Genomic DNA, 24,148 nt, shown 5'->3' with positions numbered 1-24,148 from the left:
ACCCTCGGTTTGTTTATCAATTAAGCATCAGTTCTCTGAAAAATTCGAATTGCTGTTTAATTGATTTTTTCCAATAGGTTGGATCATGTCCACCAGGCTGTGTAATGTATGTAGCCTTAATCTTTAAAGAGTCGCATTTGGCCCGCAACATATTATTAGCTTCATAAAAGAAATCTTCGGTTCCACAATCGAAAATAATCTGCTTATCGATTCCTTTTAATTTGTCAATTTTAGTTACAATGGAGTAAGCTTTCCAGGTATCTAATGCGGTTTGAAAACTTCCAACTACTTTATTTATACCAAAGCGGTCGCCTGAGGCTTCAAGGTAAACACCACCACTTGTGCTTCCCGCGCTTCTGAAAACTTCTGGATGTTCAAGGAAAATATTCAATGCTCCATGCCCGCCCATACTTAAGCCGGTAATGAATAGGTTTTTGTCATCTATTCTGTAGTCCGATTTAATTTTAGGGAGTAAAGTTTCATAGAAGAAATCGACATACTGTGAGTTGGGTTTAAGCGGAGAGTTTAAATACCAAGAATCATAAAATCCATCTGGACAAACAATTAGAACATTATATTCATCGGCGTATTTCTGTGCATCCATAGTTTTATCCCATTGTTTGTAATTAGCCGACCATCCATGTAATAGAAATACCACAGGGACTTTTTGAACATAATCGTATTGTTTGGGTTTAAAAACAATAACAGTATCGGTACCTGGAATTTTGGAAGATTTTAAGAATAGACGGTCCTGAGCAAAACTGAACAGGGTAGAAAAAAGGAAGATGGCGAATAAAAGTGTCTTTTTCATTCGCTAAAAATAATCGAATTAATAAATTATTTAAGCCATGTGCTGCCAAAAACAATGTAGTAGGCCCATTTTTCAGGCCCTCTTGCTACGTCTATTCCCATACGTAAACCAAATTTACGAGCTAACAGGTATCTAAAGCCAGTGCCATAGCTATAGGCCCAGTCTGCTTCACCAAATTCACTCCAGTCGTCAAAAGCTTTTCCGGTACCTCCGAATCCCATTAAACTCCATCTTCTGTTAAAATCCCATCTCAATTCAGCTTCGGTTAACACATCCGCTTGCCCCTGATAACGGTTGGTTGGAATGCCTCTCATATCAATATAGGGGAGTAAATAGAAAGGGGCTGTACCTAATGCTTGTTGTCCATCAAGCCGTATACCTCCAATTAAATTTGGCAGAAGGGGTTTGTATGCGTTAATGAAAAAATTGATCTTCCCATAATTATAGTCACTTCCAATTACATTGTTTGACCAATATGTGTCTAGACGTGTTTTAATCCCTTTGTTTGGCGTAAAGGTATTGTCGCGATTATCAAACTCTGCAATTGGACCTACGGATACCACATTGCTATTTAACTCTTTAGGTGTAACAAAATCCGGCACTGTTCCGGCGTAACCAACTTTAGTGAACAATAACAATGTTTGTAAACCCGCTGCCCATTTTGGGTTTTTAAATTGCTTTAATCCAAACGCATGAAAGAAATATGATTTAAAATTGAACTCGAATTTTTGCTCACCTACGTTTTGAAAGGTTCGGTAAAAATCCATGTTTATGTCGGCGTAGCCAGTGGCCATTCTGTATTTTATACGCGGTTTTTTCCATGTTCCCGACCGAAACAAAATTGCTCCCCATGTATTATTTGCCGTGTAAAAGAAAGCCCCTCCTGTAATGTCAGGTCCTACAGGTGTTATTTTTCTTTTTCCTCCAACTGAATCTATATAAGGTGTTTTAGGAGTTAGAAAAACAGGTACAATAGCACCGCCTATATAGCCTAATGCAGGTTCTGTTATAATATAAGGTATAGGGATAAAACCATGAGCCTCTATTACCCAGTCGCTTACGTCAAAAGCGTTGTCGAGTGAGTCTTTTAATGAAATTTTCTTTTTTTGGGCAGATACGCTATTTGTAAAGCTGAAGGTACAAATGAGCACAACCCAGAAGGATATAGAGCGTAAATTTAACTTCATTTAGATAACCTGCTTTAATTGTAAATGATCATACATTAAAATAGCAAATTATTAGGAAAGCAAAATAACTTTACTTTGTCAACAGAAAGATTATCAGCTTATTTCAGATCAATGTTGCCATTTACGTATTTCAGGTTGTATTTAAAGCTGATTAATCGCCAGCCTTTTTCAGTTTTTGTTGCTTCAAGATTGTAACTACCAACAAATTCACGGGTTTTACCCTCTGTTGCAGCGGCTTTAAAATGAGAAGCAATGGCATAACAATAAATTTCAGCATAGTTATTGGCAGTGCTTACCAGATAGTTCCCCGACTGATGGTGAACCGCGTCAATACCGGCAAATCCCTGTTCCCATAGTTTACAAAGATCTATTGCAGAAATATCCTTTGGCTCTCCTGCTCCAAGGCTCGACATGTCAAAGCGTACGGTTTCAGTAAATACTTCTGTTAATAATTTTTCCCATTGATGATGATCGGTGTAGATGAATAATTTATTGGCCAATTCGATAAGTTGTTCTCTTTCAGTCATGATGTGTTTGTGTTTGTTAGGTGTTGATTATAGTGTGCTGCAGTCAAGTGTTTCGCCTGCTTTTAAGGAATGTATACTTAGTTTCTCAATTTCGTTTGTGCATTCTCTCAGTTCTTCCACAGTTCCGGTTAACATTGAATAAGTTCCGAAGTGAAATGGAATCAGGTGCTTTGTATTCAATAATTTAAGTGCATAAGTAGCCTCCAGCGGGCCCATTGTAAACCGGTCGCCAATAGGTAAAACAGCAATTTTAGGGTTATAGATATCACCGATGAGTTTCATGTCGCCAAAAACAGAGGTGTCTCCGGCAAAGTAAACGGAGTTTGTATCAGAAAACTGTAATACAAAGCCTACAGTAGGATGCTGAAAACGTGCTTTAGTTTCCGACTCTGGAATGTGTGCAATGTGATGTGCCTGAACCATTGAAATCTTAATACCTAAAACCGAGATTGTTCCACCCAAGTTCATTGGTTCAAACAATTCTCCATCAACACCATGTTCAAGTAAATACCAGCGAACAATCGGGTTTACTATCAATTTACAGTTCCAACCTTTAATAAGTTCAATAATGTTGGGATCCATGTGGTCTTCATGACCGTGAGTAATTAGAACCAAATCTACATTTAACTGATTTCTAAATTCATCGGGAATAAAAGGATTGTTGATTAGCCAGGGATCAACTAAAATTACTTTGCCTTCAGGAGAAATAACTTTAAATGATGCATGACCAAGAAATTGAATTTGTGTTTGGGTCATAAATGATGATTAAAAATATGAAAGGAGTAGATGCTAAAATTAGAGTGTTCGATTGTAAATAAAAAGGCTTTAAGTAATGAATGTTAAAATTCCTGAAAGTTACATTGATCGAAAGCTGTATACTTGCGGACTTTTTCAATTTTATAAAACGATTAGTAGGATAAATAGATGGATTTAATACACCAGTTTCTTGGCAGCGATTTAAAGGCTGCATCTCTTATTATTTTAAATCTGATTGTAATAGAGAGTTTACTTTCTGTTGATAATGCTGCTGTTTTGGCTACTATGGTAATGGATTTGCCAAAAGAAGAGCGAAACAGAGCGCTACGTTACGGTATTTTTGGAGCTTATTTCTTTAGAGGAGTTTGCTTGCTGCTGGCAACCTGGCTGGTGAAAATCTGGTGGTTAAAACCATTAGGTGGTTTGTACTTATTATATCTTGCTTACGGTTATTTTAAGGGGAAATCAACACCTGAAAAAGAAGACGATCTTATTGATAAAAAAGGCAACTGGTTTTATACTATTACAGTAGGTACGATTGGGAACTTCTGGGCAACGGTTGCTTTGGTTGAAGTTATGGACCTTGCATTTTCAATAGATAATGTTTTTGCGGCTGTAGCTTTTACCGATAATATTTATCTGATCTGTACAGGCGTTTTTATAGGTATTCTGGCAATGCGTTTTGTGGCTCAGGGGTTTGTAAAACTGATGGAGAAGTTTTCGTTTCTTGAAACTATTGCCTTTATAGTAATTGCAGTGTTAGGTTTGAAACTATCAGTTTCGCTTTTTACCCATTTTTATCCGGAGAATAGTATAGCTAAGGCCATAGATAGTGAACATGCCGATCTTTTTGTTTCCCTGTTCACCGTCGCAATTTTTGTTGTTCCGGTAGTAACTTCTATTCTGTTCAATTTTCCTAAAAGGAATACTACGGTTCCACAAGAAGAAGAAGAGTTGATTGCATAAGGTTAGTATTATTCAAATAGAAGAAAGGCGGTTGATTTAGTTCAATCGCCTTTCTTTTTTACAACCATTAAGTGCTTTTTCGCTGATGATCAGTTTGTTGGCTTAAACAAATGAGGGTTGTATTTCTTTCAAAACTTTTACTTATTCGAATTGCACATTGCCTGAATTTTTTAATATTTTAAATCCCTGTTAAAATGGACCTTTTGGGTCCTGCTACATTTACGTTTGGGCGTGAACATTAATCATTTAAAGCATTATCAGTGATCATATTTAGCAGCGTTTCTCCCTGGTGGATTATTCCGTGTGTACTTTTAGGCTTAGGCTATGCTTGGTTGCTTTACAATAAAACCAACTCATTTCATTCAGGTTTCAGAAAACTCTTGTTCGGTATCAGAGCTTTGGCAATTGCACTTATTGCTTTTTTACTGCTAGCACCGCTTATTAAAACGGTTTCACGGACTGTTGAAAAACCTTTAATCATTATTGCTCAGGATAATTCATCTTCTGTTTTATTGAATAAAGAAGGCGAGTATTATAAAACCGAACTTCCTAAGGCAATAGGGGAGTTAACTCAAGAGCTATCATCAAGTTACGATGTGAAAAATTATTTGTTTGGGGATAGAGTAGAAGAAAATGGGAAGAATGACTTTTCTGGTAAAAGAACTGATTTCGGGCAACTATTCAATGAGTTGAATAGTCGGTATGCCAATCGTAATGTAGGAGCCATTCTATTGATAAGTGATGGATTGTATAACAGAGGGCCCAATCCAGTATATCAGCAGTTAAATTTTAATGCCGCAGTTTATACGGTGGCCCTTGGTGATACCACTCCGAAAAAAGATTTACTCGTTGCGTCTGTTGACTACAATAAAATTGCTTACCTGGGCAACTCGTTCCGGGTTAATGTTAATGTAGCAGCATTTGGGTTTCAAAATCAAAAAACGCGATTAAGTGTTTCAGCTGGCGGAAAGGTTTTGTTTGTTAAAGATGTATTGATCAATGCTGTTGATTTTCGTCAGTCGTTTCCGGTTGATCTTGAAGCCGATAAAGTAGGAACGCAACGTTATACAATTGGCTTGCAGCCATTGGCCAGTGAAATAACTCTGAAGAATAATAATCAATCTGTTTTTATTGACGTTTTAGATGTACGGCAAAAAGTGTTGATCCTTGCTGATGCTCCTCATCCTGATTTAGGAGCTTTAAAGCAAACGCTCGAAGCCAATAAAAACTATGAGGTGCAAATTGAGCTGGCAGAAAAAGCATCGACATTAAAGCTTGGAGACTATAGTTTAATTGTTTTGCATCAGCTTCCATCTTCAGATGCAGGTAGTATGGATTTGGTGAACAAGGTACAGGCTTCAGGAGTTCCAATATGGTTTATTGTTGGTAACCAAACTTACATCGATTTGTTTAATAAAGCACAACAAGGCGCTGATGTAAACAATTTCAGAAATAGCTACAATGAGACTCAGCCTGTTTTTCAAGGTGATTTTTTTCAGTTTTCATTCTCAGAAGCAGCCCAGCGACAGTTTGCTTCCTATCCTCCTTTAAGTTCACCATTCGCTAAGTTCGGAGTAAAAAACCTTACAGGCACATTGCTTACTCAACAAATTGGGTCGGTAAAAACTGGGGAGCCTTTGTTAAGTTTTACAACTAATAATGGGTTGAAAACCGGGTATTTGTTTGGTGAGGGGTTGTGGCGCTGGCGATTAGCAGATTTTCAATCGACAGGGAACCATGAGGCTTTTAATGAATTTCTTACTAAAACTGTTCAGTATTTAACTGCTCGCGATGATAAGCGAAAGTTTAGAGTTACACAACCTAAAAAGATCTTTGATGAAAACGAACCAGTGATCTTCAATGCGGAGCTATATAACGACAGTTACGAACCGATAAACGATCCCGAAGTATCTATAGTCATTAAAAACAATGAAGGTAAAAATTACAATTTTGCATTTAGCAAATCAGATAAGGCCTACTTTCTGAATGCGGGTGTTCTGCCGGTTGGTGATTATACGTATATAGCAAAGACACGTCTTGGAAATAAAGATCAATCGTTTTCAGGGATGTTTATCATCAATGCCTTAAATATTGAGGAACTTCAAACTACGGCCAATCATCAATTGTTGTTCAATCTTGCAAAGAATAATGGTGGCGAAATGGTTTATCCTGCAAGTATCAATAAACTTGTTGGTTTAATTGAAAAGAAAGAAACAATTAAGGCGGTTTCTTATGAAGATAAAACACTGGATGAGCTCATTAATTTAAAGCTGTTATTTGGGTTGATTTTAGGTTTATTAACTATAGAATGGTTTGTGCGTAAACGTAACGGCGATTATTAGGTAAACCTGAAAATTAAAGCTATTTTTTATTGGTGTTATCAAGCTACCAAAACACATAAATAATACTGTGTCAATTCTTTACTTATTTGATATACTCGGAACCATTGCATTTGCTACCTCTGGAGCATTATCGGCAATGAACAAGCGCCTGGATATATTCGGGGTGCTTATTTTAGCTTTTGTGACAGCTGTTGGGGGAGGAACCTTAAGAGATGTTATGATCGGTTATACTCCAGTGGCCTGGATGCGTAATTTTACCACCATTTCGATAATTCTTGTGACCTATATCGTTACCCTTTTTGCTAATGCACACATTCATCATTTAAAAAAGCTGTTGTTTTATTTTGATTCATTTGGACTAGGAGCCTTCACAATAACAGGTATTGCCCAAGGTTTGGCTTTTGGACTTCATCCTGTGTTGTGTATTGCTTTAGGAACTATGACTGGTGCTTTCGGTGGAGTTATCAGAGATATAATGGTCAATGAAATTCCCGTAGTGTTTAGGAAGGAAATTTATGCAACAGCATGTATTGCTGGTGGCAGTTTGTTCTTTTTGTTAAGATTTTTAAATATAGAAACACATTTAACCGAAGTTATTTCGGCTGTAACAGTAGTTGTGGTTCGGGTTGTTTCGTTTCGATTTAAACTATATCTTCCTAAGATTTATGATTATAAGGAAATCGATTGAAAGTAGTCAAAATGTTAATTTAGTGTATTTTTCACACTAAGTTTGGTTTGTTTTAATATACATAATAAAACATTTAATAATTAATCATTTCATTAATTTTTTATCAATTTATTGGAAAATTATTAAAAATATGTCGAAAAACGGTTTGTCTCTCTGAGGAATTTTAACTACTTTCGGCTGCGAAAAATAAAATGGTAAGTTGGGTAATTGTTTGACGGCATATCTCCTAAAATAATTTACTACTTACACATCAACCATCAGTATTTATTTAATAATTGAAATAACATGAGTTTAATCCTAGATGTTAAAGCAAGACAAATCCTCGATTCAAGAGGTAACCCTACTGTTGAAGTGGATGTAATCACTGAAAACGGAGTAGTGGGTCGCGCCGCAGTTCCATCCGGTGCTTCAACCGGTATGCATGAAGCCGTAGAACTTCGCGATAATGATAAAAGCGTATACATGGGTAAGGGTGTATTAAAAGCCGTAACCAATGTAAATGATAATTTAGTCGATGCTTTACGTGGAATGGATGTTTTCGATCAAAACCTGATTGATAAGACTATGATCGAAATCGATGGTTCTGAGAATAAAGGGAATTTGGGTGCAAATGCTGTTCTAGGAGTTTCATTAGCTGTTGCTAAGGCTGCCGCTCAGGAGTCGCATCAATCGTTATACCGTTATATTGGTGGAGTTAATGCTAATACATTACCAATTCCAATGATGAACATCATCAACGGTGGCGCTCATGCCGATAACAAAATTGATTACCAGGAATTTATGGTAATGCCAGTTGGTGCTGAGTCGTTCTCTCACGCTTTGCGTATGGGTACCGAAGTTTTTCATCACTTAAAAAATGTGTTGAAGAAAAAAGGTTACTCAACTAACGTTGGTGATGAAGGTGGTTTTGCTCCAAACATCGGTTCAAACGAAGAAGCTATTGAAACTGTTTTGCAAGCGATCGAATCTGCTGGTTACAAAGCTGGTAGCGATGTTTACATTGCAATGGATGCCGCTAGCTCTGAAATGTATGATGAAAAAACTGGCTTATATAGTTTCTATAAGTCAAATCCTGATCGCAAATTTACCAGCGATGAGTTAGTTGCTTATTGGGCTGATTGGGCTGCTAAATATCCAATTATCTCTATCGAAGACGGTTTAGCTGAAAACGATTGGGATGGCTGGAAAAAGTTAACTGAGAAATTGGGTGACAAAATTCAATTAGTTGGTGATGATTTATTTGTAACTAACTCTAAATTCCTTCAAAAAGGAATTGATATGGGCGTTGCTAACTCTATTTTGGTTAAAGTGAACCAAATTGGTTCATTAACAGAAACCATAAATGCGGTAACTTTAGCTCAAAATAACGGTTATACTTCGGTTATGAGCCACCGTTCTGGTGAAACTGAAGATTACACCATTGCTGACTTAGCGGTAGCATTAAACTGTGGTCAAATTAAAACTGGTTCAGCTTCTCGTTCAGACCGGATAGCTAAATACAATCAGTTGTTACGTATTGAAGAAGAGTTAGGAAACACTGCTCGTTTCTTAGGAAAAAGCTTCAAATTTGCTAAGAAATAATTAGTAAAACTTACATACAAACGACGGGTCCGGTTAATTACCAGACCCGTTTTTTTATTTATAAGCTAAAGATCGATTACATTTTGATGTAATTACTTTTTATATAGATTTGAGAGAACAAAATATTTGTGATCATTTCTAACGTTTTATGAATAGAACTTTACGTGCTGTTTTTGTAGTATCATTGTTGTTGTTGACTTGTTTTAATCGTCTGACGGCCCAAAATATAATAGCTATAGATGATAAGGTCAATCAGCATATCTTCATGTATAATGATATCCAATACCTCGAAGATGAAAGTGGGAAGTTAGATATTAACACGGTTTCTTCGTTCCCTTATTCACAAAAATTTCAATCAAGTAAATTACTGTTTCCGCATAATTTTAAGCGGAATGTAACCTATTGGTACCGCATCAGGCTGAAAAATAATCAAAGTTCCAGTAAGCGATGGATCTTCGAGTTTTTTGATCAAACAATCGATTATATTCAGTTTTACATGCCACTGTCCAATGGAGCTTATGCACCTACCGAGTTTGGCGACAGCTTTAAGTTCAGGAATCGTCAGTATATCCATAAAAACTACACTATGGATATTACGAACAACGATAATGAAGTTCACACTTATTACTTCAAGATAAAATCAGCGCAAAAGGCAGATGCCCTTATTGTTTTAAGGTCGGTAAACTGGTTTGTTGAGTATGCTTTAAACGAGTATTTCTTTTTTGGTTTTTTTTATGGAATGATAGCTGTATTCTGCTTCTACAATCTCATAATGTATTTTGCGATCAAAGAAGTCCAATACCTTTATTATATAGCTTATTTGTTGGCAATTGCCCTTTATGAAATGTGTGCAGATGGGATTGCCTATGAATACCTATGGCCTAATTATCCTAACTGGAATCAACATACAACTGGGTTTACGTTGTTTGCAGCATCTTTCTTTGCCCTCTTATTTGGGCGTAAACTGTTGAACCTGAAAAAAGTAGCGCCTAAACTCGATAAGCTCATTATTGTAACGTTGGTATGCCGGTCGCTTTTCTTTCTGTATTGTTTGATTTGGTTCCGTTCTGGTTTTGAGTTGCGAGGTATAGAAGTGATTCCTTTAAGCATTGCTTTCTATGTAGGATTAAGACTTCGGGTTTCAGGCTATCGTCCGGCTCGATTCTACGTTATCGCCTATTCATTTTTATTTCTTGGGTTGGTGGTAAAGAGTATTCTTACTTTTTGGCCTAATTTCCTGCCATATGGTCCAATTACTCATTATAGTTTAAGCTTTTGTTTTGTTGCCGAAATGATGTTCTTGTCTGTTGCTATTGGAGACAAAGTAAGATTGTTGAGAGAGCAAAAAGAGGTGGCAACACAACGCACTATTAAACAACTGAAGTTAAATCATCAGTTAAAGGATACCTTAAATAAAGAGCTGGAAGCACAGGTTAAACTTAAAACCCAAGAGTTGGTTGATGCCAACGAATTATTGCGCCAACAAGCCGATGAAATTGCACATATGAATGAATTGCTGACTAGTGATAATGTGCAACTTAAAGAAGATGTTGCTAAGGTTACAGAGGCCCGCATTATGTCAAAAGATGTAGACTTTGATGAGTTTAGCAAACGCTACCCTGATAATGAAAGTTGTATTAAGTTTTTGGCAGAGCTTAAATGGCATAGCGGCTATAACTGTTTAAAATGTAGCCATGGAACTTATTATAATGGCCATGGATTGCTGAATAAACGATGTGCCAAATGTGGATATGAGGAATCGGTTACCGCTAATACTATTCTACAGAATACCCGTATTCCAATTAATAAGGCTTTCTACATGATATTTCTGCTTTATTCATCGAATGGAACAATATCCTCTCATAAGTTATCAGAGATCCTGGATATCCGTCAGAGTACCTGTTGGGCCTATTCTTCTAAAATTAAGAAAGTACTTCAAAACAAACGGAAGGGCAAAAAACAGGCTGGGTCACACGGGTGGAGTGAATTATTGCTAGAAGAGATAGAGTAGTTTAGACTTGATTTGAATCACATTAATTAAGAGTTAAACGATCTCCAAAGGCTTAACAATCAAGGCGGCATTAATTAATGCCGCCTTGATTGTTAATAGGGGCTTGTTTTGCAATCGACTTTGTAATGTCTTAGTCTGTCATTTCGATTGATTTTTAGATTTTGTTTTTACCGTTCTTCCCGGGCTGATTCGTCACTTTTTCTGCAGTTAACCGCAATTAACTCTCTCTTATTTATTCTTTACATCCTTGGTACTGTGCAATTATGTTTTGATTGTTTTCAAGAATTCAATGCAAACGTTGGCGTTTGGGAAGAAAATTGAGATTTTGTTTTGGCAAAACACAAATTTAATTAGTTGTTAAAATATATTAACAAGTTTAAAGTGCTGATATTGAGTTTGTTTTGATTTTTTACTTTACGGTATGAATGCGTATCAGAAAAAAAAAATTAACGACCCTATTTAATGCTTTATGTCACAGAATCAATACATAATACGAACGAAAGGTCTGGTATTGAAGCGTATCAATGCGTCTATAATGCACTGTTAATCAGTTAGTTGTATTGTTTTTTTTGTTTGGTGGTTTATATTTGAATCGACCGATTTAAATTTTTTATTAACCAATTTATTGTTCGATAAACAAATTCAACCAATTATGAGAAAACATGTACTTGTTTTTCTGGCGTTGTTACTGTTGTGTACAACACACCTCCTCGCCCAAGAATTAGTCGTTAAAGGTAAAGTAATAGACTCTCAGAGTCTTCCTTTAACCGGCGTTACTATTTCTGTAAAAGGATCCAGTAAAGGAACTTCAACTGATGCAGATGGTAATTATTCAATTTCGGCTCCATCAAACGGAACCTTGGTATTTAACTTTATAGGTTACAAACCTGTAGAGAGAGCTATCGCAGGCAAAACTTCTATTTCTGTACAATTACAAGAAGATGTTTCCTCATTAGAGGAAGTTGTTGTTGTGGGTTACGGAACTCAGAAAAAAGGCTTGGTTACAGGAGCTATTTCGCAAGTGAAAGCCGAAGACTTAAAAACCACGTCTATTAGCCGTATTGACCAGGCTTTACAAGGTCGTACTGCTGGTGTAACCGTATTACCTCAATCAGGTTCTCCAGGATCTCCGGTAAGTATTCGTATTCGTGGTGCAGGTTCAAATGCCAGCTCACAACCATTGTACATTATTGATGGAATGCGTGCAGGTGGTATTGAATACTTAGATCCATCAGAAATCGAGTCAACTGAAATTTTGAAAGATGCTGCTTCTGCTGCTATTTATGGTGCTGAAGGAGCGAATGGGGTTGTTATTATTACTACAAAGTCGGGTAGTAAAAAGAAAGAATCCAGCAAAATTGATTACTCGTTTCAATATGGCGTACAGTCAATTGGCAACATTATGCCAATGATGAATCCTCAGCAATATGCTCAATACCTTACTGAAGCTAATTATGCTGGCACAAAACCAACAACGGATGAGGTAGCTGCAGCTGGCAATGGTACTGACTGGAAAGATGCTTTATTTCAAACCGCACCTCAGCAACGTCATGCATTAACGTTCAGTGGTGGTTCAGAGAAATCAAGCTATTTGGTCGGCATGAGCTATTTCAACCAACAAGGTGTTGCTGGTGGAGATAAATCGGATTTTAAACGTTATACTGTTCGATTAAACTCAGATCATAAAGTGAAAGACTGGTTAAATGTGGGCGAGCGTTTGTCATATTCAAACTTTGCTACTACCGGTTTTGCTGAAAATAGTGAGTTCCGTTCAGTGGTTTCAAGTGCTATAGCATTAGATCCACTAACTCCGATTGTTTACCCTTCAGGAAGTGCTCTTCCAACTCACGTTACCAAGGCTCTTACAGATGGTATGCCTTTAGCTACTGATGCAAATGGCAACTATTACGGTATATCAAAATATGTGTTAGGTGAGTATGGTAACCCACTAGGTCAAGTGGATTTGGTGCATCAATCAACACAGCAAAATAAAGTGGTAGGTAACGTGTATGCTGATTTTGACATTGTTAAAGGCTTGAAGTTTACCAGCCGATTTGGTATCGACGCAGCGTTTGTTAAAAATCACCAATGGACTCCACTATATTGGTTCTCTCCTGATAATCAGAACAGCTCATTGAATGGTAGTGATTACCAAAATAACTACTTCAACTGGCAATGGGAAAACTTTGCTAACTACCAAAAATCATTTGGCAGCCATTCAATTACTGCTATGGCGGGTATGTCGGCCTACAAGTCAGACTTCAACAACATGTCAAGCAGCTTTGATGGATTCTTCAGATCAGGTGATAAATATGCTTATGCTGATTTTTCTCCTGATACCAAAGACAGGATTGCTGGTCAGTATTACGCAAGTACCTTGGCTTCTTATTTTGTTCGTGCCGGATACGATTATAAAGGCAAGTATTTGTTTAACGGTTCATTCAGAGCTGACGGTTCATCGAAAATGGCTCCAAGCCATCAGTGGGGTTATTTCCCTGCCGTTTCAGGAGGCTGGGTAGTGTCAAGCGAAAACTTCTTCCCTGAATCTGTTGCGAAAGTAATGAACTATACCAAGCTTCGTGCTAGCTGGGGACAAAATGGTAGTTTGTCAAACGTGGGCGTAGGTGCATGGAATGCGGGTATTTCTACAGCTGGTATTCAATATCCAAACTCTGATCCGGCTGATCAAAAAAACATAACTGGAGCGGCTCCTACTAACCTTCCAAATGAAAACTTAACATGGGAAACCAGTGAGCAGTTAGATTTCGGTGGTGAATTAGGCTTCTTAAACAATAGTTTATTCTTAGAAGTTGACTGGTTTAAGAAAACCACCAAAGATTTGTTAACACCAGGTGTTGTTCCTCACTATGTAGGTAACATACTTCCTGTTGTAAATGGTGGTGACGTGGAGAATAAAGGATGGGAATTTGGATTAACCTATAAGGGCAATTCATCAAAAGAATTTAAATACTCTGTTAGTGGTAACCTTAGTTTCTTGAAAAATAAAGTTACCTATATGAATCCATTCCTTAATGTAATTAATGGAGCAGGTGTAGGTACTGGTTATACTGCAACAATGTTCTCCTTGAACAGACCATTATGGTACTTCAATGGCTACAAAACGGATGGTATCTTCCAAAATCAGGCACAAATTAATCAGTATGTAGCTGATAATCAGTTAACCGGTTATTCTCCAAAACCAGGTGATCCAGTTGTACTTGATGTAAACAAGGATAACAAAATCAGCCTGGCTGACCAAACAATGATTGGTGATCCAAATCCTGCTTATACTTTTGGTCTAACCTTGAATATGAGCTACAAAGGATTCGATTTCTTATGTTTCTTACAAGGACAAGGTGGAAATGACGTAATGATGGGCTTTAACCGTACTGACCGTCCTTCGGCAAATAAGCCTGAGTTCTTCTTTAAAGATCGTTGGACCGGCGACGGAAGTACCAACAGCTGGTTTGCAGCGAACACCGCTAGCGAATATGTTTACAATAGTGATCTAATGGTGTTTAAAGGTGATTTTATGCGTATCCGCCAGTTACAAGTAGGTTATACGTTCCCAAGCAAATTGATGAATACAATTAAAGTGAAAAGCTTACGCGTTTACTGTTCAGCCGATAACTTCTTTACGTTCACTAACTATAAAGGATTTGATCCTGAAGGTGGTTCCAATGCAAGTGCTGCGAATAGCGTGGGTATCGACAGAGGTGTTTACCCTACTCCAAGAGTATTTACCGGAGGTCTTGCAGTTACTTTCTAATTAAAGAGGTGTTGAATACAACGTATAACTTTTAATTATTTTACAGATGAAACAATCAATTGTTAAGAATATAGTATTATGCACTGCTCTGGTAACAATTGCCAGCAGCTGCGGAAAAAGCTTCCTGGACCAGGATGTACCAGGCAAGCTACCTGTTGATGAGTATTACAAAACAGACCAAGATGCAGAGTATGCAATAACGGCCGTATATGATATGTCGAGCGCTGATTATTATACCGCATGGGGTAGCCGTTATATGATAAAAATGTTGCCTTCTGATGAAAGTGCAGCTGGTGGTAGCGGTCCGGGTGATCAACCTGGTTACCAGGCTTTGGATAAATTAGCGACGCTTGATCCTTCCAATTCAAATATGGAAGTTGCTTGGAGAGTAGCTTACTACACGGTGTATCGCGCCAACTTGGTTATAAATAACGTAAAGCCTGAGTCTGATAAACGTAAACGTATTATTGCTGAAGCCAAAGCTTTAAGAGCGTATACTTATTTAGACCTAGTATCACTTTGGGGTGATGTTCCATTGATTTTAACCGAGGTTAAACCAGAAGATTATACAAAAGGAACCAGAGCACCTAAAGCTGAAGTGTATGCACAAATTGAAAAAGACTTAACTGAAGCAATTCCTGATCTGCCGTTAAAAAGTGCTTATAGCTTAGCGGAAAGATATAGAGTTTCTAAAGGAACTGCACAGTCATTGTTAGGTAAAGCGCTTTTATATCAAGAGAAATGGGCTGATGCGGCTACTCAGTTTGAAGCGGTTATTAATTCAGGTGTATATGGTCTTGAAAAATCAATAGCTTATGCTTTTTCACCTGCAGGTGAGTTTGGTAAAGAATCTATTTTTGAATCATCATTTAGCTCTGCTGAAAAATACAACTGGGGTAACTTCCCTTGGGGTAATCAGCCTGAAAGTAATATTCACATCCAGATCATGGGTCCAAGGGGTGATTATTATACTAAAGCAACTGCAGACTCATTAATTGCCGGATGGGGCTTTAACCTTCCTACCAAGAAGATGTATGATGCATTTGAAGCCGGTGATGAGCGTAGAAAATATTCAGTTATGTCAGAAGCTGAGTTGAAAGCTGGTGGCGGTAATTGGACTGCTCCAACTGCTTATGATTATACCGGTTATTTCCAACGCAAGTATGGTACTTTCCAAAAGAATACCGTGGATGTTAACGAGCTTAACTATACTACCAACTTCCGTTTGATTCGTTATGCTGATGTATTGTTAATGGCTGCTGAAGCAAATTACAGAGCTGGAAACGAAACAAAAGCACGGGCTTATATAAAGCTTGTTAGAGATCGTTCTCATATGCCTGAAGTTACTGCTTCTGGAAGCGCATTGTTTGCTGCAATCGTTCACGAACGTCAAGTTGAGCTTGCTTTTGAAGGCTTCCGTTACATTGACCTTGTACGTTGGGGCATGGCGGCTACTGAATTAGCTGCGTCGGGTTTCACTCCTAATAGAAACGAAGTGTTACCAATTCCAATTAATGATGTTAGAACTGGTGGGTTATCTCAAAATCAGAACTACTAATAACTAAATTTTAACTAATCGGTTTATAGTATTTTGCTATAAACCGATTAGTTTATACTCTTCTGTTCCCAAAAATCAATATGAAATATAAACAGATACCATTAGCATTAATGATGGCTGCTATGGCTTGTTCTGGGGCTTATGCTCAGGCAAAGAAAGCAAAAAGCCCTGCATCTCAAACTGTAGCTTCGCCACTTTCGGCAGCTGACATTGAAAAGAAAATTGATGAGTTATTGGCCAAAATGTCGTTGGAAGAAAAGGTTGGGCAAATGACACAAATCAGTATTGAGATTTTGCTTAAAACCGAAAATGGTAAAGTCGTAGAACCTCATCAACTGGATCTTGATAAACTCAGCGAATGTATACGTACCCATAAAGTAGGTTCGATCCTTAATATTGGTGGCGATGCTCAAACAGTAGCTAACTGGCAGGGTGTAATTCAAACCATACAAAAAATGGCCCTTGAATCACCAAACAAAATTCCTGTGCTCTACGGTATTGATGCCATTCACGGTAATAACTATACTGCCAGCTCAGTGTTGTTCCCTCAACAAATTGCTCAGGCTGCTTCGTTCAACCCTCAAATGGTAAAAAAAGCTGCGGAGATAACAGCTTATGAAACAAGAGCTTCCTTTACTCCATGGACTTTCAGCCCAGTATTGGACTTAGGTCGTAATCCGATTTGGCCGCGTATTTGGGAAACATTTGGCGAAGACCCTTATTTGGTAGGTGAGTTAGGTAAAGCAATGGTAAAAGGGTTTCAGGGGGAGAACCTTGTAACCGATAAATTCCATGTGGCTGCTTGTTTGAAACACTATATGGGTTACAGTATGCCATTAAGTGGTCATGATCGTACCCCAGCCTGGATCCCAGAGCGTGAATTACGTGAATATTTTCTTCCTCAGTTTGCCGAAGCTGTTAATGCAGGAGCAAAAACCGTTATGGTAAATAGTGGTGAAATTAACGGTGTTCCGGTTCATGCCAACAAGCATATTTTAACTGACATCTTAAAAGGAGAGCTGAACTTCAAAGGTTTTGCAGTGAGTGATTGGCAAGATATCGAGTATTTATACCAACGTCACCATGTTGCCAAAGACAATAAGGAAGCCGTAATGATTGCCATTAATGCGGGTATTGATATGAGTATGGTTCCAACTGACTATACTTTTTGCGATGCGTTAATTGAGTTGGCAAAAGAAGGTAAAGTATCAATGAGCCGTATTGATGATGCTGTTCGTCGTGTTTTACGAGTGAAGTTCGAGGTTGATTTGTTTAACAATCCTGCCGGAAATGCCAAGGATTACCTGGCATTTAATAGCGCCGAACATTCAAAAGTTAATTACGATGTAGCGGCTGAATGTGTTGCCTTGTTGAAAAACAATAATAATATCCTTCCTTTATCGTCTTCTAGCAAAATTTTAGTAACCGGTCCGGCTGCTAAATCGATGCGTGCGTTAAATGGCGGTTGGAGTCGTAATTGGCAGGGCCTAAACAGTGACGAAACCGAAGCTGACAAGAATACTATTTTAGAGTCGATGCAAAAGACCTTTGGTGCTGCGAATGTTGATTATAGTGAAGGTGCTAGCTTTACAAGTGCTACCAACATCCAGGAAACAGTTGCCAAAGCAGCAAATGCTGATGTGATTGTTTTATGTATTGGTGAAAACAGTTATACTGAAACTCCGGGTAATATAGGTGATATCAGTATCTCTAAATCACAGGTTGAATTGGCAAAAGCACTAGCTGCAACAGGTAAACCTATTGTGTTTGTATTAACAGAAGGCCGTCCGCGTGTGCTTTCTGAAATCGAACCTTTAAGTGCAGCAGTAGTGCATGCATTTTTATTAGGAAATGAAGGTGGAAACGTAATTGCTGATGTATTGGCAGGTAAAATTAATCCAAGCGGTAAATTGCCATACACTTATCCTCGCAGTGTAAACAGCTTACATAACTACTATCATAAAACTACTGAAACGTTGCCATTTGACGAATGGGCAGGCTATAACCCACAATGGGAATTTGGCTTCGGATTAAGTTATACCACTTTCAAGTATGCAAATTTAAAAGTGAGCAATAACCAAATTGGAGAAAATGGTAAAATTACCGTTTCTGTAGAAGTGTCAAATACCGGTAAAGTAGCAGGTAAAGAAACAGTATTGTTGTTTGCCAAAGATTTAGTGGCTTCAATTACTCCAGAGGCAAAACGTTTAAGAGGATTTGAGAAAATAGCCTTGCAGCCTGGAGAAACTAAAACTGTATCATTTGAACTGGGTAGAGATAAGCTTTCATTTATTAATAATGAACTGAAACGAGTAACCGAGCCTGGTGAGTTTATGATTCAGATAGGTGATCAAAAAACTACTATCAGTGTATTAGAAGGAACTACAAGCAATAATTAGTTGAATTGGTACGTGGGGTTTTTGGGAAAGTTGCTCTAACCCATAACCCCATGTTTTACCGTTAAAATACCTAGTGTGTATGCTATGGCATTTTTGGGCTTTGATCTATCTGTATGGCAATAAGGAGCCAGATTAATTATAGAATGTATTTTTAATCTAGTTTTATTCCTTCCTTTTTTCTTATTTGTAATGTTTCAAAACGTATTCAATAAGCTTTAAGTTGATGCATAACGGAATTAATGCAGAATAATAACTATGTTGTATTTATAGGCAGCGCCGGACTTAGGTCTGGCGCTTGTCGTTTAAATATGTTTTTTTAATCTGGCTTAATTGTTAGGTTTGTTAACGCGTTTACCTCTCCTTATTTTAATGAAACAATCCTTTATGAAAAAACTTTTATTCACACTATTGCTTAGTGGTAGTGCAATTACATCTTTTTGTCAAACTATTCCGTACAAATTTGGAGAGATTGCGGTAGACGATCTCGAATTAAAGTCTTATCGACAAGATACAAGTGCAAATGCAATTATTCTGAATGAATTTGGTGAGTCACACATTGATGACGAGCACCCTGATGTATTGATGTTTAGGTATTATGGTAAGATCAAGATTTTTAATCAGAAAGGTCAATCCGCAGCTACAATAACGATTCCTTTGTATCGCAATAAGGGAGCTCAGGAAGATATATTTTATTTGGAGGCCTATACCTATAACTTTGAACATGGACAGATCGTTAAAACTAAGCTGGCATCAAAGGAACAATTTACTGAACGACTTAGTGAAAAGTATGAATTGGTAAAATTTACTTTTCCAATGGTAAAGCCCGGATCGGTTTTGGAGTATAAGTATACAATACGAACTCCTTTCTATTTTTATAATTTTAAGGAATGGGCCTTTCAAAAGGAAATACCGGTAGTTCATAGTGAATATTGGGCCCGTATACCAGGCTATTTTACCTATAATGTAACGCTGCGAGGTTTACAAAAATTAAAAAGCCAGTCAACCACATTGTTAAAAGATTGCTTTGACCCTCCTGGTCCAGCAAAATCTGATTGTACGTTTATTAAGCTTTCCATGGATCATGTGCCTGCTATTAAGGAGGAAGAGTATATGACCACCATAAGAAACTATCAGGCTCGTGTGGAGTTTGAATTGGAAGAGTTTATTAACATCAATACGGGTGCTAAGGAGAAAATTACGAAAACATGGAAAAACGTCGAGCAGCAATTGTTTCGAGAACCTCGATTTGCCTCATACTTTCAAAAGAACCAGAAATTCTACAAGAAAACTTATCAGCAGCTAAATATTACGGCTGCAGATTCACTTGATAATGTCAAACAGCTATATGCTTACTTTCAGCGTTATTTTACCTGGAATGAGAAAAACGGGGTGCTTACTGATAGTGACCCGGAAGATATCTGGAGTCGAAAAACAGGATCGGTATCTGAGCTTAATTTATTTTTAGTTGGAATGCTAAGATCTATGGGGTATTCGGCCGAACCGGTTATTCTATCAACTCGTAATAATGGTATTCCTAATTCATTATATCCTGTTTTAACTGATTTTAATTATACAATAGCTAGAGTAACCATCGGTAACAATGTTTACTTGTTAGATATCAGTGAGAAACGAGCGGCTTTTGGTGAGCTTCCTTTTCGTTGTTTTAATGATCGGGGTCGTATTATTGATTATGAAAAATCTGATTGGCTAATGCTAACTCCTTCGTATTATGATACGTTTCAGGTGAGAAGTAATATTGAGCTGGATAAGACAGGTAAGATTAAAAGCCATCAAGCTGTTTCACTGAAATATGATTATGCACTAAATGCAAGAAAGAAAATAGCAGGCTATTCATCAAAAGAGGACTATCAGAAGAGTTTGCAAAGTCAGTTTTCAAACGGAACGATTAGTAATGTAGAGATTGACAATCTCGATAATACTAACGAATCGTTAAACATCAATTATGATTTTGAAATAGAGGCCGAAGATGAAAAACCATCAAAAACAATCTATTTAAACCCTTATTTCTTTGAACGGACAACTAGTAATCCATTTAAGCAAAATATACGTTCATTTCCTGTTGATTTCGGTTTAAAAAAATCATGGTCATTTATTATCAATGTCAAGTTGCCAGATAATTATGAGATTGAAACGTTGCCCAATGATGTGAATTTTGTGTTGCCGGGAAGAATAGGGTCTTATATAGGAAAATTCGAGAAGATAAGCGATGGAATAGTAATGCAGGGGATGCTAAAACTTGATAAAGAGATTTATCCGTTTGAATACTATGCTGCAATTAAAGAATTATTTGATTTAATGATCAAAAAACAAAATGAGCCAATTGTTTTGAGGCTTAAAGAACCGTTGACTCAGAAAAGTAAGTAAGGACTTTTGTAGAATGCAAAACTTGAAATGGGATACATTCCGATTTCAAGTTTTGCGTGTTTTTTTTTATAAAAATAGTTTAAGCAAGAACAAAATGGCAATAATACAAACGGTTATGCTTATTTGTGAAGCTTTGCCGGTAAAGAGCTTAATAAATACAAATGAGAGCATACCAAAAACGATTCCTTCGGCAATGCTATAGGTAAAGGGCATCATTACCATGGTCATAAAGGCGGGAATTGCTTCTGTAAAATCGGAGAAACTTATTGATGTAATTGACGAAACCATGAATAAACCAACAATAATCAGAGCTGGCGCTGTAGCTGAAGAAGGAACCATAAGAAATACCGGGGCAAAAAATAAAGCAATTACAAACATTCCACTGGTGCTCAGTGCTGTAAGTCCTGTGCGCCCCCCGGCAGCTACTCCCGATGCACTTTCAACATAGGCTGTAACAGTACTTGTGCCTAATACTGCACCCACGGTTGTTCCAAATGCATCGGCAAATAATGCCTGTTTAACTTTTGGAAAGTTTCCGTTCGCATCTATTAATCCTGCTTTAGCTGCCACACCTAATAGTGTTCCAACTGTGTCGAAAAGGTTAACAAACAAAAATGTGAGTACCACAACGAGCATGTCGGTAGTGAAAAGATCTTTCCAAACAAATTTGGCAAATATGGGCGATAGTGAAGGAGGGAGGCTCACCCAGTTTCCGTGTGGTAAATTAGTTATGCCCAAAGGAATTCCAATTATTGCAGCAGTCACTATTCCTATTAATATAGCCGACTTTATATTTAGGGCAACCAACACGCCTGTAAGTAAAAGTCCGATTAATCCAACCCAAACATTTCTGTTATGCATATCGCCTAATGCCACCAGGGTTTCGGTATTTCCTTTTACCAAGCCCATATTATGCAAACCAATAAAGGTGATGAATAAACCGATGCCAACCGGAATTGCGTCTTTTAGTGTTTTTGGAATACTGTTTATGATAAGTTCACGAACATTAAAAAATGTTAAAACCAGAAAAATTAAGCCTTCTATAAAAACAGCGGTAATGGCCATCTGCCAATGATATCCCATTATTTGTACCACAGTAAAGGCGAAAAAAGCATTTAACCCCATGCCTGGTGCGGCTGCAATTGGTAAGTTTGCCAAAAAAGCCATGGTAACTGTTGCAACAATTGTGGATAGAGCAGTGGCGGTAAATAATGCATGCTTATCCATTCCAGTTGAACTTAAAATAGAAGGGTTTACGGCAAGAATATAGGCCATTGTCATAAAGGTGGTAATGCCGGCAATTATTTCTGTTTTTACAGTTGTTTGATGTGCCGAAAGATCGAAGAGTTTTTCAAACATACATAGAAGTCTGGTATGTTGAATTTAATGAAAATAGACGAATAAAATTAGAAGTTAAAAGTACAAAGTATGAAGAAGGATTTTGGATTTATGATTTTAGATTTAAGCCAGTCAGAATGTTTACATCCTAAAATCTAACTTCGAGTTCTAATTTTATTTGATTCCAAAGTTATGCCAAACAGGGTCTTTGGGCAGAGGAGCCACAATTTCCATGAGCTCTTTTTTTATTGGATGTTCAAATGTTATTTTCCGGGCATGGAGATTAATGCTCCAGTCAGGGTTAGAGCGCTGAAATCCATATTTTCGATCACCTCTTATCGGGCATCCAATGTTAGATAACTGAACCCGTATTTGATGATGACGACCCGTTATTGGGTTTACTTCCAGTAGAAAATAAGAATCAGACCTGGCTATAATCTTGTAACTCAGCTCACATCGTAAACTTCCTTCTATTTCGTTATCGTAAGCTTTTGAAGTATTTGTTTGAGGGTTTTTCCTTAAGTAGTTAATAAGGGTGTCTTCCGTTTTAGGAGGTTGGTTTTTTACTACCGCCCAATACGTTTTTTGAATGTCCCGGCCTTTAAATAGTTTATTGAATCGTTCGAGCGATTTACTTGTTTTGGCAAATAAGATCACACCACTTACGGGCCTGTCCAAGCGGTGAATAAGTCCCGCAAAAGCTGCTCCAGGTTTGTTATAAGTGTATTTTATGTAATCTTTAACAAAATCAATTAATGGCTTATCGCCAGATTCATCAGACTGCACAGCAATGCCTGCCGGCTTGTTAATAGCCAATAAATGATTGTCTTCATAAAGCACTTCGATATCTTTATAAGAATAGGTATTTGCTAATCCTTTGCCCATCACTTAAAGTTAAAAGTTAGAAGTGCAATGTACAATACTGAATAATTGACATTTACAATTCTAACTCCGTACTTCTAAACGTATTCTATTTTAATATTGTTCTTTCTTGTTCGGGAAATCCTGGCTTTTTACATCAGCAATATATCGTTTTACTGCTCCGCCAATTTCATCGAATAAGTTTAGGTATTGTCTTAAAAAACGAGGTTTGAATCCTTTTGTTATGCCAAGCATATCATTTACCACTAACACTTGGCCGTCAACTTCAGGGCCCGCACCAATACCAATTGTTGGGATTTTTACTAGAGCAGTCGCTTCTTTGGCAAGTTTGGCGGGGATTTTCTCCAAAACCACTCCAAAACAGCCTGCGTGCTCAAGAATCTGTATGTCGCTAAGTAATTTATTGGCCTCCGCTTCTTCTTTGGCCCTAACGGTATAGGTTCCAAATTTATAGATCGATTGAGGTGTTAATCCCAAATGGCCCATTACAGGAATGCCTGCTGAGATAATACGTTCTATCGATTCTTTGATCTCAATGCCGCCTTCAAGTTTAACTGCATGAGCACCCGACTCTTTCATAATTCTGATTGCAGAGGCAAGAGCCTCTTTTGAATTACCCTGATACGAGCCAAATGGAAGGTCGACAACAATTAACGCCCTTTTAGTGCCTCTAACTACCGAAGATGCATGATAGATCATTTGATCCAAGGTAATAGGGAGTGTAGTTTCATGCCCGGCCATTACATTAGAAGCCGAATCGCCTACCAAAATTACATCTATACCTGCGCTATCAAGGATAACTGCAGTTGAAAAGTCATAAGCCGTTAGCATAGATATTTTTTCGCCATTAAGCTTCATTTCCTGTACTGTATTGGTAGTAATGCGACGAATTTCGGTATTGACTGACATTTTGTGGATTTTTGAATAAATGCAGGCGAAAGTACCTGA

At 37.6% G+C, this 24,148-nt stretch carries 16 protein-coding genes; 9 read left to right on the top strand and 7 right to left on the bottom strand.

The window, feature by feature from the left end; genetic code table 11:
• Positions 1 to 16: 16 nt before the first annotated feature.
• From NF867_RS02955 to NF867_RS02940, 4 genes are all read right to left on the bottom strand, one after another.
• Positions 17 to 811, bottom strand: coding sequence for an alpha/beta hydrolase (locus tag NF867_RS02955; protein WP_252586055.1), 795 nt, complete (start codon positions 809 to 811; stop codon positions 17 to 19).
• 26 nt (positions 812 to 837) lie between these two features.
• Entirely contained in the window at positions 838 to 1,998 is a 1,161-nt protein-coding gene (locus NF867_RS02950) for a BamA/TamA family outer membrane protein (protein ID WP_252586054.1), read from the bottom strand.
• A 98-nt stretch (positions 1,999 to 2,096) separates the two neighbouring features.
• The gene (locus NF867_RS02945; protein WP_252586053.1) at positions 2,097 to 2,525 is read right to left on the bottom strand and encodes a nuclear transport factor 2 family protein; all 429 of its coding nucleotides are present in this window, start codon (positions 2,523 to 2,525) and stop codon (positions 2,097 to 2,099) included.
• 27 nt (positions 2,526 to 2,552) lie between these two features.
• Positions 2,553 to 3,281: a metal-dependent hydrolase gene (locus tag NF867_RS02940; protein ID WP_252586052.1), complete on the bottom strand. Its 729-nt coding sequence runs from the start codon at positions 3,279 to 3,281 to the stop codon at positions 2,553 to 2,555.
• Between the two features lie 168 nt (positions 3,282 to 3,449).
• On the opposite strand from NF867_RS02940, the gene NF867_RS02935 reads away from it, so the two are divergent.
• From NF867_RS02935 to NF867_RS02895, 9 genes are all read left to right on the top strand, one after another.
• Positions 3,450 to 4,247, top strand: coding sequence for a TerC family protein (locus NF867_RS02935; protein WP_252586051.1), 798 nt, complete (start codon positions 3,450 to 3,452; stop codon positions 4,245 to 4,247).
• 260 nt (positions 4,248 to 4,507) lie between these two features.
• Positions 4,508 to 6,589 carry a hypothetical protein gene (locus NF867_RS02930; protein WP_252586050.1) on the top strand — a complete coding sequence of 694 codons (2,082 nt, stop codon included), beginning with the start codon at positions 4,508 to 4,510 and terminating at the stop codon, positions 6,587 to 6,589.
• Between the two features lie 67 nt (positions 6,590 to 6,656).
• Positions 6,657 to 7,277 carry a trimeric intracellular cation channel family protein gene (locus NF867_RS02925; protein WP_252586049.1) on the top strand — a complete coding sequence of 207 codons (621 nt, stop codon included), beginning with the start codon at positions 6,657 to 6,659 and terminating at the stop codon, positions 7,275 to 7,277.
• Between the two features lie 285 nt (positions 7,278 to 7,562).
• The gene (gene eno / locus NF867_RS02920) at positions 7,563 to 8,858 is read left to right on the top strand and encodes a phosphopyruvate hydratase (RefSeq protein ID WP_252586048.1); all 1,296 of its coding nucleotides are present in this window, start codon (positions 7,563 to 7,565) and stop codon (positions 8,856 to 8,858) included.
• 148 nt (positions 8,859 to 9,006) lie between these two features.
• On the top strand, positions 9,007 to 10,869 hold the full coding sequence (locus NF867_RS02915; RefSeq protein ID WP_252586047.1) for a 7TMR-DISM family protein: 1,863 nt from the start codon (positions 9,007 to 9,009) through the stop codon (positions 10,867 to 10,869).
• A gap of 652 nt (positions 10,870 to 11,521) precedes the next feature.
• A complete protein-coding gene (locus NF867_RS02910) occupies positions 11,522 to 14,638 on the top strand; it encodes a SusC/RagA family TonB-linked outer membrane protein (RefSeq protein ID WP_252586046.1) in 3,117 nt (1,038 codons plus the stop codon).
• A 46-nt stretch (positions 14,639 to 14,684) separates the two neighbouring features.
• On the top strand, positions 14,685 to 16,196 hold the full coding sequence (locus NF867_RS02905; RefSeq protein WP_252586045.1) for a RagB/SusD family nutrient uptake outer membrane protein: 1,512 nt from the start codon (positions 14,685 to 14,687) through the stop codon (positions 16,194 to 16,196).
• 80 nt (positions 16,197 to 16,276) lie between these two features.
• A complete protein-coding gene (locus NF867_RS02900) occupies positions 16,277 to 18,595 on the top strand; it encodes a glycoside hydrolase family 3 N-terminal domain-containing protein (RefSeq protein ID WP_252586044.1) in 2,319 nt (772 codons plus the stop codon).
• Between the two features lie 384 nt (positions 18,596 to 18,979).
• Complete coding sequence (locus NF867_RS02895) at positions 18,980 to 20,980, top strand: DUF3857 domain-containing protein (RefSeq protein WP_252586043.1); 2,001 nt, start codon at positions 18,980 to 18,982, stop codon at positions 20,978 to 20,980.
• A 66-nt stretch (positions 20,981 to 21,046) separates the two neighbouring features.
• Here NF867_RS02895 and NF867_RS02890 read toward each other — a convergent pair whose 3' ends face one another.
• The 3 genes from NF867_RS02890 to panB form a co-directional block, all read right to left on the bottom strand.
• Positions 21,047 to 22,339, bottom strand: a complete 1,293-nt coding sequence (locus NF867_RS02890; RefSeq protein WP_252586042.1) for an NCS2 family permease — start codon at positions 22,337 to 22,339, stop codon at positions 21,047 to 21,049.
• Positions 22,340 to 22,492: 153 nt separating this feature from the next.
• The gene (locus tag NF867_RS02885; RefSeq protein WP_252586041.1) at positions 22,493 to 23,203 is read right to left on the bottom strand and encodes an RluA family pseudouridine synthase; all 711 of its coding nucleotides are present in this window, start codon (positions 23,201 to 23,203) and stop codon (positions 22,493 to 22,495) included.
• A gap of 90 nt (positions 23,204 to 23,293) precedes the next feature.
• A complete protein-coding gene (panB, locus tag NF867_RS02880) occupies positions 23,294 to 24,109 on the bottom strand; it encodes a 3-methyl-2-oxobutanoate hydroxymethyltransferase (RefSeq protein ID WP_252586040.1) in 816 nt (271 codons plus the stop codon).
• Positions 24,110 to 24,148 lie beyond the last annotated feature (39 nt).

It is taken from the genome of Solitalea agri (genome assembly GCF_023914155.1).
Lineage (GTDB): Bacteria > Bacteroidota > Bacteroidia > Sphingobacteriales > Sphingobacteriaceae > Solitalea > Solitalea agri.
This window is presented reverse-complemented; position numbering and strand designations above follow the sequence as displayed.